The organism is Snodgrassella sp. W8135 (assembly GCF_016101225.1).
Taxonomy (GTDB): Bacteria; Pseudomonadota; Gammaproteobacteria; order Burkholderiales; family Neisseriaceae; genus Snodgrassella; species Snodgrassella alvi.
Genome location: NZ_JACFQX010000003.1, coordinates 211,878 through 224,529 on the forward strand (window position 1 = coordinate 211,878; position 12,652 = coordinate 224,529).

Annotated in this window: 9 protein-coding genes; all 9 read left to right on the forward strand. The window is 43.5% G+C overall.

The features are described 5' to 3' along the window. The first annotated feature begins 159 nt into the window (after positions 1-159). The 9 genes from thiD to greB all read left to right on the forward strand — a co-directional run bounded on the left by thiD (position 160) and on the right by greB (position 12,536). The gene (gene thiD, locus H3T75_RS08320; protein WP_037392786.1) at positions 160-984 is read left to right on the forward strand and encodes a bifunctional hydroxymethylpyrimidine kinase/phosphomethylpyrimidine kinase; all 825 of its coding nucleotides are present in this window, start codon (positions 160-162) and stop codon (positions 982-984) included. Positions 985-1,077: 93 nt separating this feature from the next. Then, a complete protein-coding gene (gene ung / locus H3T75_RS08325; RefSeq protein ID WP_025330350.1) occupies positions 1,078-1,737 on the forward strand; it encodes a uracil-DNA glycosylase in 660 nt (219 codons plus the stop codon). A 72-nt stretch (positions 1,738-1,809) separates the two neighbouring features. After that, positions 1,810-3,807, forward strand: coding sequence for a DNA helicase Rep (gene rep / locus H3T75_RS08330; protein WP_198211477.1), 1,998 nt, complete (start codon positions 1,810-1,812; stop codon positions 3,805-3,807). Positions 3,808-3,894: 87 nt separating this feature from the next. Next, positions 3,895-4,377 carry a peptidylprolyl isomerase gene (locus H3T75_RS08335; RefSeq protein ID WP_025330351.1) on the forward strand — a complete coding sequence of 161 codons (483 nt, stop codon included), beginning with the start codon at positions 3,895-3,897 and terminating at the stop codon, positions 4,375-4,377. Between the two features lie 192 nt (positions 4,378-4,569). After that, on the forward strand, positions 4,570-7,263 hold the full coding sequence (gene glnE / locus H3T75_RS08340) for a bifunctional [glutamate--ammonia ligase]-adenylyl-L-tyrosine phosphorylase/[glutamate--ammonia-ligase] adenylyltransferase (protein ID WP_198211478.1): 2,694 nt from the start codon (positions 4,570-4,572) through the stop codon (positions 7,261-7,263). A gap of 141 nt (positions 7,264-7,404) precedes the next feature. Further along, on the forward strand, positions 7,405-8,073 hold the full coding sequence (gene hda / locus H3T75_RS08345; protein ID WP_025330353.1) for a DnaA regulatory inactivator Hda: 669 nt from the start codon (positions 7,405-7,407) through the stop codon (positions 8,071-8,073). Continuing rightward, complete coding sequence (locus tag H3T75_RS08350) at positions 8,070-8,735, forward strand: HAD family phosphatase (protein ID WP_084564800.1); 666 nt, start codon at positions 8,070-8,072, stop codon at positions 8,733-8,735. Before hda ends, H3T75_RS08350 begins: the two co-directional genes overlap by 4 nt. 946 nt (positions 8,736-9,681) lie before the next feature. Further along, entirely contained in the window at positions 9,682-11,952 is a 2,271-nt protein-coding gene (locus H3T75_RS08355) for an NADP-dependent malic enzyme (RefSeq protein WP_025330355.1), read from the forward strand. A gap of 77 nt (positions 11,953-12,029) precedes the next feature. Next, positions 12,030-12,536: a transcription elongation factor GreB gene (gene greB, locus H3T75_RS08360; protein ID WP_037392801.1), complete on the forward strand. Its 507-nt coding sequence runs from the start codon at positions 12,030-12,032 to the stop codon at positions 12,534-12,536. Positions 12,537-12,652 lie beyond the last annotated feature (116 nt).

The following is a 12,652-nucleotide window of genomic DNA, read 5'->3' on the forward strand; positions in this document are numbered from 1 at the left end:
ATTTCTGTTTTTAATTGAAAATATTATATTTTTATGTGGTTTTTTCTTTACAAATAGTCAATAGGCATATTTTGCGGATATTTATACGGGCTTGTTTTTTTTTCTGGAAGTATATATAAGTTAATTCGTTGACAAATAAAAATTTTCAGGGAGATGCTTATGGCGCTCGCCAAGCCTTACCCCCGTGCTTTAACTATTGCCGGATCTGATTCCAGTGGCGGAGCAGGTATTCAGGCGGACTTAAAAACTTTTGCTGCGCTGGGCGCATATGGTACCAGTGTGATTACAGCCATCACTGCACAGAATACTTTTGGCGTACAGCAGGTTATGGTAGTAACGCCGGATATGATAGAGGCTCAGTGTGCGGCAGTGATGTCTGATATTCGTATTGATGCGGTCAAAATCGGTATGCTGGCTGATATTGACAGCATCCGTACGGTTGCTCAATCACTGCAACAATATCATCTGCCTTTTACTGTACTGGATCCGGTTATGGTGGCTACTTCCGGTTCAGCTTTGTCGATAGAAAATACTGTGCAGACAATGAAGCAATTGCTGATGCCGCTGGCTGATATACTGACACCTAATCTTTTTGAACTGTCTATCATGACACATAAGCCGATAGCCACTACGGATCAAGAAATGCTGGAACAGGGACAGATTTTACTGGATGAAGGCTGTCATGCAGTACTGGTAAAAGGCGGGCACCGTAATAATTCTGAAGATGCTGCAGACTGGCTGATGGAACGGGATAATGAACCGGTATGTTTTAAAAGTCTCCGGATTCATACTTCACATACTCATGGTACCGGCTGTACTCTTTCAGCTGCGATAGCCGCCTTGCGACCACAGCATGAAAATCTGGCCAATACAGTCGCGGCTGCCAAAAGTTATGTACATGGTGCGATTGAGGCAGGGCAACACTGGCATCTGGGACATGGGTATGGTCCGTTAGCACATTTCTGGCGTATAAGGCATGATTAGTAGTTTTCCCGCTATGCTAAAATTGGCAGCTTGACGGGTATAAGGCCGATTGCAAGGTATAAATTGCCTTTTTATCAGACAGGGGAAGTTCTAATGCAGACATGGCATCAGGCAATTGGTGCAGAAAAACAGCAACCATATTTTCAGCATATTCTGGAAACAGTACGTGCTGAAAGGCTGGCCGGTAAGGTGATTTATCCGCCGGCGCAAGATGTGTTCAATGCGTTTAAGGCAACTGAATTTGCTCAGGTAAAAGTGGTTATTCTTGGTCAGGATCCTTATCATGGTCCGCAGCAGGCGCATGGTTTGTCTTTTTCTGTACGGCAAGGTGTAGCCATTCCTCCTTCACTAGTCAATATATATAAAGAACTGGCTGAAGATATACCCGGCTTTCGTATTCCGCAGCATGGCTATTTGCAGCACTGGGCAGAGCAAGGTGTATTGTTGCTTAATACCGTTTTAACCGTGCGCGCCGGTCAGGCACATTCACATGCAGAGCTGGGCTGGGAAACTTTTACCGACCATGTGATTGCTGTCTTGAATGCTGAACGTGAACATATTGTATTTATGCTTTGGGGCAGCCATGCACAAAAAAAAGGTGCTATGATTGACCGGAAAAAACATCTGGTATTAACTGCACCTCATCCGTCTCCTTTATCTGCATACCGTGGTTTTTTCGGATGCAGGCATTTTTCACGGGCTAATGCATATCTGCAGGAGCACGGAATAAGCCCGATAGACTGGCAATTGTAAGATATCCGGCTGACCAGAAGCCGGCCTGATAAACAGTACGGTTGTGTTTTTGCCGGAAACATCAATAAAACCATGTTAAATCTGAATCCGCAACAACACGAAGCTATTCACTATCTTGATGGACCATTACTGGTGCTGGCTGGTGCCGGCAGTGGTAAAACGCGTGTTATTACTGAAAAAATTGCTTACCTGATTACACAAGCACACTATCCTGCCCAGCAGATAGCTGCAATTACTTTTACTAATAAAGCGGCACGGGAAATGCAGGAGCGTGTTGGTCATTTATTAAGTAAACCGCAAACCCGCGGTTTAACTATATGTACTTTTCATTCGCTGGGTATGCGCTTTTTGCGTGAGGAAGCAGCAGCTGCGGGATATAAAAAACAATTTTCTATTCTCGACAGTGCCGATGCGGGCAAAATCATCAGTGAATTACTGGGCAGCACCGGTAGGGAAATGGTGTTTAAAGCCCAGCATCAGATTTCACTGTGGAAAAATAGCCTGCTTTCTCCAGAAGCTGTTATTCGGCAGGCTGATGATACATGGACACGTCAGATGGGACAGTTATATGCCTCTTATCAGGATACTCTGACCAGCTATCAGGCAGTAGATTTTGATGATCTAATCCGGATACCGGTTGAGCTGCTCCAGTCACAGGCAGATATTCGCTATAAGTGGCAGCTTCGTTTGCGTTATCTGCTGGTAGATGAGTGTCAGGATACCAATACCTGTCAGTATGCGCTGATGCGTCTGCTTACCGGTGCAGAAGGTAAGTTTACTGCCGTAGGTGATGATGATCAGAGTATTTATGCCTGGCGTGGTGCCAATATGGAAAATCTGCGTCTGCTGCAACAAGATTATCCGGATTTAAAGATTATTAAACTGGAGCAAAATTATCGTTCTACTGCACGTATTCTGCGTGTAGCCAATCAGGTGATTGCCCATAATCCCAAACTTTTTGCTAAAACATTATGGAGTGAATACGGGTTGGGTGACATGATTGATGTTATTGCCTGTAAAAATGAGGCTCACGAAGCTGATGTAGTCGTCAGCAGAATTGCTCATCAAAAATTGATTGGTGGTGATGCCGTACATTACCGGGATTTTGCGATTTTATATCGGGGTAATCATCAGGCGAGAGTTTTTGAAGAGGCATTGCGTAGCCGGAGAATTCCATACAGACTTTCAGGCGGACAAAGTTTTTTTGATAAGGCCGAAATCAAAGATGTACTGGCTTATGTTCGTTTACTTGCTAATCCGGACGATGATCCGGCATTTCTGCGCGCAGTAACGACACCACGGCGAGGAGTAGGTGAAACCACACTGGCTAAGCTGAATAATTATGCCAAAGTAGCACAATGCAGTTTATTTGAAGCTGCACGCAGTATGGATGCGCTGGCAGAGTTGTCAGCAAAAAGCCGTGAACCGTTACAGCAGTTTATGGCTTTGCTGGCTGATTATCAGGCACGTGCTACTGTGGAAGATGCCGGACAATTGTTGCACAGTTTGCTTGCCGATATAGCTTATGAAACACATTTGCTCAATACAGAGGAAGGACGGGCCGGAGAAATTAAATGGCGCAATGTGCAGGATTTGCTCAGCTGGATAGGCAAAAAAAGTGAAGAAGATGGCCGGAATATTCTGGAAATAGCCCAGACTATAGCACTAATGACATTGCTTGATGGTAAAGAAGATGAAGATGCAGATATGGTGAGTATGTCCACTCTGCATGCGTCTAAAGGTCTGGAGTATCCGCATGTGTTTCTGGTAGGCTGTGAAGAAGGAGTATTTCCGCATGCTGACAGTATCGAAGAAGGCAATATTGATGAGGAACGCCGGCTGATGTATGTGGGTATCACTCGTGCGCGGCAAACTCTTACTCTTACACATTGTCATAAACGCAAACGTGCCGGTTCCTGGGAATTTCATGAACCCAGCCGTTTTATTGATGAAATGCCGGGCGAAGATATTCGTTTGCTGGGACGTAAGGGCAGTGAACCCATTGTTAGTCAGTCGGAAGGTAAAAGTATTCTTGCAGGAATGATGGCACGGCTGGATAGTCTGCAATAGCAGTCTGTAACGTCATGTGGTTTGCACCATTACATGTTAAAATACAAATTGTTTGCTGCCTGTGCAGCTTGATTATGGAAAAAAATTATGAAAATCGCCAAAAATTCTGTTGTGACACTGGACTATGAAATGTTCAATGCTGATAACCAGCTGATCGATAAAACTGAAGAACCGATTAGCTATTTGCATGGTGGCTATGACGGTATTTTCCCGTTGGTTGAAGAACAGTTACATGATAAGACGGTTGGCGATGTAGTAGATGTAAAACTGGCACCAGATGATGCATTTGGCGAACAGGATGAAGATCTGATTCGTATTGAACCATTGGATGTGTTTCCGGTTGAAGTAGAAGTGGGCATGATGTTTGAAGCAGATGACCCGGAAACTGGTGATGTAATGGTTTATCGTATTACCGATGTAGCAGATGGTAAAGCTGTAGTCGATGGTAATCATCCGTTGGCTGGACAGTGCATTCGTTTTAAAGCAACAGTAAAAGACATTCGCCCTGCTACGGCTGAGGAGCTGGAACATGGTCATGTACATGGAGCGCATGATCACCATCATCACTAATTAGTTACATCATTGGATAATTAAATCTGAAAAAAGGAAGTTTCGCTGAAAGCGCAAACTTCCTTTTTTATTTCCGGCAATATTCAGCTTCTTACTGAAATATTGCATGTTATTGTCTCTGATTTACTGATTCACAGTATTAGTTTCAGACGGTATGATAAACCATGCATTCATTTTCTTATTAATGCCATTATGACTCCCGAACAAATTCTTGCAGCAGCACGTCCGTATTCATTGTTTCTAAGCCGTTTACTGGATAATCAGTTACTTAATACAGACAAACTTTATCCTTGGCTGGAACGGCAACTGACCATTGATGATTTCCGGAATTTCGCTGACTGGGCGCAATTACAGAGCAGTGAAAATGAAGATGAACTGGCACGCCAGTTACGCCTGCTGCGCCGTTATGTAATGGCACATATTATGGCTCGTGATTTGGCGCGGGTAAGCGATTTAAATGAAGTCACTGTAACTATTACCCATCTGGCGGATTTCGCTATAAATATTGCTGAGCAGTATGCACATGCCTACTATGCTGGTTTGTACGGACAGCCAGTCGGTCAGTATAGCGGGGATAAGCAACGCCTTAGTATTGTAGGTATGGGGAAAATGGGTGGCTATGAGCTGAATGTATCGTCTGATATTGATTTAATTTTTGTGTTTCCGGAAGCCGGAGATACTGATGGTAAACGACAGAAGAGCAATCAGGAATTTTTTACAAAAGTCGGACAGAAAATCATTGCTCTGTTAAATGATATTACCGGAGATGGTCAGGTATTTCGGGTTGATATGCGTTTGCGTCCCGATGGTGATTCCGGAGCACTGGTAATCAATGAAACCGCACTGGAGCATTATCTGATTCAGCAGGGACGGGAGTGGGAGCGTTATGCATGGACAAAGGCGCGTCTGGTCACTGACTATCCGAATAATATTGCTGCACTGGTACGACCTTTTGTGTATCGCAAATATCTGGATTTTAATGCATATGACAGCATGCGTAACCTGCACCGGCAGATACAGCGTGAAGTCACCCGTAAAGGTATGGCCGATAATATCAAGCTTGGTGCCGGTGGTATCCGCGAGGTGGAATTTGTTGCCCAGATATTCCAGTTAATACGGGGCGGACAGGTACGCAGCCTGCAATTAAAAGGTACACAGGAAACGCTGCATGCTTTGCTTCAGCACGGAATGCTGTCGCAGGATAGTGTCGATACATTACTGAAAGCCTATTATTTTTTGCGGGATACCGAACACCGGCTGCAATACTGGGATGACCAGCAAACCCAGATGTTACCAACTGGTGAAAAGCAACAGCAAATGCTGGCACAAAGTATGGGTTACAGCGACTATAAAGATTATCTGGCTGCCCTGAATCAGCACAGACAGGCTGTGCACCAGATTTTCGAAGCAATATTTACTGAACCGGAAGACAAAGCCAAAGTAAACGATCCGGATATGCTGCGTGTATGGCAGGATGAAAGTGACAACAAAGAAAAAATCGCTTTGCTGACTGCGCACGGGTTTGATGCGAAAAATGTATTGCAGCGTCTGCAACAACTGCATCATGGTAGTCAGTACCGCCAGTTATCGTCCACTGCGCAACAGCGCTTTGACGAAATCATACCGTCAGTGCTTAGTATTGCCGCAAAATGTCCGCAAGCAGATGTCACTTTAGCCCGTTTACTGGATTTTCTTGAGGCCATCGGCCGGCGCAGCTCTTATCTGGCATTTATGCATGAGCATCCTGAGGCTCTGGAAAAACTGGCTGGTTTAATGAGCCAGAGCAGCTGGGTGGCTACTTATCTGCAGCAGCATCCGGTATTGCTGGATGAGCTGCTCAGCAATGAATTAATGCGTATAGATACTGATTGGGCAGCTCACTCGATTGAACTCGAGCATCAGCTTAATGAGTGTCACGGTGATGTTGAAGCCCAGATGGATGTTTTACGCCGGTTTCAGCATGCATGGACTTTTCGTCTGGCTGTGCAGGATCTGGCTGGTTTGTGGACAGTTGAGTCCTTATCCGACCAGCTTTCCGCTTTAGCAGATCTGATTATTCAAGCTGCACTTACAAGAGTGTGGACTGAGTTACCACGCAGGCATACTGATACTGCACATTTTGCCGTGATTGGTTATGGCAAATTAGGCGGTAAAGAGCTGGGCTATACTTCTGATCTGGATTTGGTTTATGTATTTGATGATAATCATCCGGATGCTGTCGATACTTATACTCGACTGGCACGCCGCTTGACCAGCTGGCTCACTGTTCCGACTGGCGCCGGTATGCTCTATGATATTGATTTACGTCTGCGTCCGAACGGAGATTCCGGTTTTACCGTCACACATATACAGGCTTATGAGCGCTATGAACGTGAAAGTGCATGGACATGGGAACATCAGGCTTTAACACGTGCCCGCTTTATTGCCGGAGACAGTGTGGTTGGCAGACGCTTTGATGCTGTACGGAATGAGATACTGTGTCGACAGCGTGATGCAGAACAGCTTCGGAAAGAAATTATTGCCATGCGTGAAAAAATGTTCCCTACACATCCGCCAGTTGACAGTAACGTGAAATATGCCCGCGGCGGTGTCGTTGATGTGGAATTCATTGTGCAGTATCTGATTCTTTCTTTTGCACATCAGTATCCGCAATTATTACAAAATTATGGCAATATTGCTTTGCTCAGTATTGCGGCTGAGCTGGGGCTGATTGACACTAAACTGGCGGAAGGCAGCCGTACTGCGTATCGTTATTATCGACAGCTACAGCATAACACCCGTCTTCGTGACGCAGTCACTACGCCCATAGATGCTTCCTTACTTGAATATTATCAGATAGTGAAGAAACTATGGAAACAGGTATTTGCCGCCGAACCGTCGGAGTAAATATTTTATCTGTCGGTTTTCACTTCCGCTAAATATAAAATCCTTATTCATCAGTTAAATTCCATCGTTATGCTGCTTGATATGAACTAAGCAGACAGCTACAATCAAAGGTCGCACTAGCTTTCAAACTGGTCTACTGTAGTGAACCAACTGATATTTGACTTTGACGATCGTAGCTATCCCGGATTTGATAAATTTCTTGGCCATACCAATGCGGAACTGATTTATGTGTTACAGCATCAGGCTGACCCGTTTATCTTTGTCTGGGGGGAAGCAGGCAGTGGTAAAAGCCACTTGCTCAAAGCATGGGTGGCACAAGCACAGTCACGCGGGCTGAAAGCTGAATATGTTGATGCAGCCAGAGAAGGCCTGGGACACTGGCTGTTCGATCTGGATTGTGTTGCCGTAGACCAGATTGAATTACTCAGTGCCACTGAACAGCAGCAACTATTTTCTCTCTTCAACCATTTTCGCAACAGCCGGCACGGTAATCTGCTTTTAAGTTCAGCAATCCCCCCTCAGCAGCTAATGATCCGTGAAGATTTACGTACACGCATGGCCTATTGTCTTGTCTACGAAATCAAACCATTAAGTGATGAAGAAAAATTCAATGCTCTGGTAGGCATGGCTCACGCACGGCAAATACCGGTTGACGCAGAAGTAATCCGCTATTTGCTGGCTCACTGGCGCAGAGATCTGGATAGCTTGCTGCTGATGCTCAATACCCTGAATGATTATTCACTGGCGCAGGGTCGACGCATCACTCTTACATTATTGCGCCAGTTACTTAAACAACAGGAAAATGCATGAATCTGGCTATTTTTGACCTTGACCACACACTGATTAACTGTGATTCAGATAATGAATGGCCGAAGTATCTGATGCAAAAAGGGCTGGTAGATAAATCGTTTGTTGACATGAAAAATGACAAATTCTACCAGGATTACCTGAATGGCTGTCTGGATATTGATGAATTTCTGAAATTCCAGCTTGCACCACTCGCGCGCTTTAGTCGCGCAGAGTTGGATGAAATGCATAATGAGTATATGCGCGATTTTATCGTGCCGCATATTTCTACTATGGCTAAAATGCTGGTACAAGGTCATCGCGATGCCGGTGATGAAATGCTGCTTTTGTCTGCTACTAATGAATTTATTATCGCACCCATTGCAAAAGCGTTTGGTATTCAGCATATTATCGGCGTGCAGTTAGAAACAGATGCAGATGGTAACTATACCGGACACTATACAGGTACGCCCAGTTTTAAAGAAGGCAAAGTTACCCGCTTGCAGCAGTGGCTAGCACAGCGCGGACAGCAGCTGGAAGATTTTAGTAAAGTGTATTTTTACAGTGATTCGCATAATGATTTGCCTTTGCTCAATTTGGTAACTGATCCGGTTGCCGTTAATCCTGATGAGAAACTGGTGCAGTATGCCCATCGCCATGGCTGGCCGATACTGAATTTTATGTAATGATGTATCATAACTTTGGCAGACAGTGTACAGATTTCAGGCTAAGTGATCGCTATCAGCCCACTTTACGTGATTTAAATGCAGCATGGCTGACCAATTGAAATGGAAGGTGGCGATTATCAGATACTGGATAATCCGAAGCTGGCTGTTCTTGAAAAGGGCGGATACACATTGATAAAAAGCTTATTGAGGTTGTCTAGCTAAAGCCAGAAAGCTGGGTGTAAAAAAAAACTCTATGTTGAAATTCATATCAGTCTGAAGCCGGCAATAGACCTTTATCTACAAGCCGGTTTTAAGGAAATCACTGGTCAGGCAAATACTTTTAACTTATTAAATATGCATATGGAACTTACTTTATAATCTTTAAATATAATATATTGAATTCGATATTTAAAAGAAAAGCCGGCGTTTCAGATATCAGGTGCGCCGGTTTATTGATATATCAGTTAAAATTTGCTGAAATCATTGTCTGATTAATAGCATAGTTTTCATTTAAATAAATTATATTCTGAATAATATGGTCAGATTATAAAACTATAATTTCTCTTTTTAATTAGTTTAACTGAACTGTATTTCCTGAGTTTATATAAATTAATCAGTAGGCTGTATTGTATGAAATATGATGATTCAGACTGAATATAAATTAACCGGTAAAAATAATTTTAATAAATACCGACTGTTGTTTTATAAAAATAAGAAAACGTATTTTCCGGTTTAAAGAATAGTTGTTTTAAATCCAGCAGAATCGCAAGAACCGGATGTTTACAATGAATGGCAATTGATTATACTGATAATAAAGCGGTGTATGATTTTGTTAATTAACGCTATAATGTGAATAACTTTTATCTTGACCATATTTAGTAAATTGCTCGGGTAAAAGTGACTTTTTAGCGTGCTCTTTCAAGAACAGCTTACTGGTGTTGAAAACCTAAGACTGAGAAAAGATATGGATGAATTAATCAAAGAAGCAGCATTACATTTTCACGAAGAACCCCGTCCCGGTAAAATTCAAATTACGCCTACCAAACCATTGGCTACTCAATATGATTTGTCACTGGCCTATTCACCGGGTGTGGCTGCACCGTGTATGGAAATTCACCGTGATCCCCTGAATGCATACAGATATACTGCACGCGGTAATCTGGTTGCAGTTATTTCCAATGGTACAGCGGTACTGGGTTTGGGTAATATCGGTGCTCTGGCCGGAAAACCAGTGATGGAAGGTAAGGGAGTACTGTTCAAAAAATTCGGTGGTATTGATGTATTCGATATCGAAATTAATGAAACTGATCCGGACAAACTGGTAGATATTATTGCTTCACTGGAGCCGACATTCGGCGGTATTAACCTTGAAGATATTAAAGCACCGGAATGTTTTTATATTGAGAAAAAACTGCGTGAGCGTTGCAACATTCCGGTATTCCATGATGATCAGCATGGTACAGCAATTATTACTGCAGCAGCGATTAAAAATGGTCTTGAAGTTGTTGGTAAAGATATCAGTCAGGTTAAACTAGTATGTTCCGGAGCCGGTGCAGCAGCGATTGCCTGTCTGGAGCTGCTGGTTGCGCTAGGTATGAAGCGTGAAAATATCACTGTGTGCGATTCAAAAGGTGTGATTTACCAGAATCGTGAAGAAAACATGGTGGAATCGAAAAAATTATTCGCTATACCGGATAATGGTCAGCGTAAGCTTGCTGATGCTGTTCATGACAAAGATATTTTCCTCGGATTATCTGGTCCGAATGTGTTGAGCGTGGATATGCTCAAAACTATGGCCAAAGATCCGATTATTCTGGCTATGGCTAATCCGACTCCGGAAATCTGGCCGCCTGAAGCTAAAGCTGCACGACCGGATGCGGTAATTGGTACCGGACGTTCTGATTTTCCGAATCAGGTAAATAATGTTCTATGCTTCCCGTTTATTTTCCGTGGTGCACTGGACGTAGGTGCAACTACCATTAATGAGCAGATGAAGCTGGCCTGTGTGCATGCTATTGCTGAACTGGCCAAAGCTGAGCTGAGTGATGAAGTCTCTGCTGCTTATGGCAATACCGAGCTTTCTTTTGGACGTGAATATCTGATTCCGAAGCCATTTGACCCTCGTTTGATTGCTGTAGTGGCGCCTGCTGTAGCCAAAGCAGCTATGGATTCCGGTGTGGCCACCCGTCCGATTGATGACATGGAAGCCTATGTAGAGAAACTGAGTCAGTTTGTCTATAAATCCAGCCTGTTTATGAAACCGGTATTCTCTCAGGCGAAAAAAGAACTGAAACGTGTGGTATTGTGTGAAGGTGAGGATGAGCGTGTTCTGCATGCAACGCAGCACATTGTTAACCACAAGCTGGCCTTCCCGATTCTGATTGGCCGGCCGGCAGTAATTGAAGCACGTTCGAAAAAACTGGGTCTGACTATACAGCCAGGCAAGGATTTTGAGATTGTTAATAATCAGGATGATCCTCGCTACCGTGAATACTGGCAGGCTTATTACGAGCTGCGTAAACGTCACGGTGTCACCGAGGAAATGGCCCGGCGCCGGATGATTAGCAGTTCTACTCTGATTGGTGCAATGCTGGTGCGGATGGGTAGTGCAGATGCATTACTGTGTGGCACGGTAGGTCGCTTCCATGATCATTTCAATATTCTGGAAGAAGTAATCGGCTATAACAATCCTGAACAGAATGCCTGTGCTATGAACGCACTGATTATGACCTCAGGTAATATGTTTATTGCTGATACCTATGTTAATCCGGAACCGACTGCAGAGCAGATTGCTGCTAATACACTGATGTGTGTTGATGAAATGAAACGTTTTGGTATAGAACCAAAAGTGGCTTTGTTGTCCAATTCAAACTTCGGTTCACTCGATCAGCCAAGCAGCACCAAAATGCAGGAAGCGCTTGCTTTAATTAAAGAGGCAGCTCCGGAGCTAAACGTGGATGGTGAAATGCAGGGTGATCTGGCACTGGATGAAAAACTGCGTCAGAAACTGATGCCGGACTGCAAACTAAAAGGTGCAGCAAACTTGCTGGTAATGCCGAATGTTGAAGCAGCGAATATCAGTTACAATCTATTACGCACTTCATCTCATGGCGTAACGATTGGCCCGATTCTGATGGGTATGAATGAATCTGTACATATTGTTACTCCTATGGCTTCTGTACGCCGTATAGTAAATATGGTGGCTTTGGCTGCTGTAGATGCCCAGCGTAAATAATCGCTGAATTCTGGAAGAATCATGCAGGCTGTCTGTGTTTTCAGACAGCCTTTTTGTGTCAATTATGGAGACAGTTTATGAGTAATGTGTCAGCACCCCAGACTGCACCTAATTATATTACCCCTTCGGGCCATCAGGCTTTACAGGATGAACTTTATCAGCTTGTTCATAAAGAACGCCCTGAAATTGTTAATGTGGTGAACTGGGCAGCGGGTAATGGTGACCGAAGTGAAAATGGTGATTATCTGTATGGGAAACGCAGGTTGCGTGAAATTGACCGACGTATCCGCTTTCTAACTAAAAGACTGGAAGCTGCACAGGTTATTGACCCGGAAGCACGTGAACCCAGTGATCAGATTTTTTTTAGTGCTACTGTAACTATTTTACGCGGCAATGGTCAGGAGCAGACTGTACGTATTGTTGGTACAGATGAAATCGATACCAGTAGAAATAAAATTTCCTGGGTTTCACCGCTTGCGCGTACTTTATTAAAAGCACATGAAGGTGATGAAGTGCGTTTGCATGGCCCTGACGGAGTGGAAAATATTGAAATATTAACGGTGGAATATATTCGCATTGAGTAATGTACACATACTCATGAATAGTGTTAATATTAGTTATAAAATTTAATTTTAACAATTTATATACGTATGTATTGCTACAAAAATATATGTAAAAAATAAATTTTGTATAAATAATA

Coding starts and splice junctions, on each gene's coding strand:
- glnE (WP_198211478.1), top strand. CDS start 4,570: ATGACTCCCGAACAAATTCTTGCAGCAGCACGTCCGTATTCATTGTTT.
- ung (WP_025330350.1), top strand. CDS start 1,078: ATGCAGACATGGCATCAGGCAATTGGTGCAGAAAAACAGCAACCATAT.
- H3T75_RS08335 (WP_025330351.1), top strand. CDS start 3,895: ATGAAAATCGCCAAAAATTCTGTTGTGACACTGGACTATGAAATGTTC.
- H3T75_RS08350 (WP_084564800.1), top strand. CDS start 8,070: ATGAATCTGGCTATTTTTGACCTTGACCACACACTGATTAACTGTGAT.
- greB (WP_037392801.1), top strand. CDS start 12,030: ATGAGTAATGTGTCAGCACCCCAGACTGCACCTAATTATATTACCCCT.
- thiD (WP_037392786.1), top strand. CDS start 160: ATGGCGCTCGCCAAGCCTTACCCCCGTGCTTTAACTATTGCCGGATCT.
- rep (WP_198211477.1), top strand. CDS start 1,810: ATGTTAAATCTGAATCCGCAACAACACGAAGCTATTCACTATCTTGAT.
- H3T75_RS08355 (WP_025330355.1), top strand. CDS start 9,682: ATGGATGAATTAATCAAAGAAGCAGCATTACATTTTCACGAAGAACCC.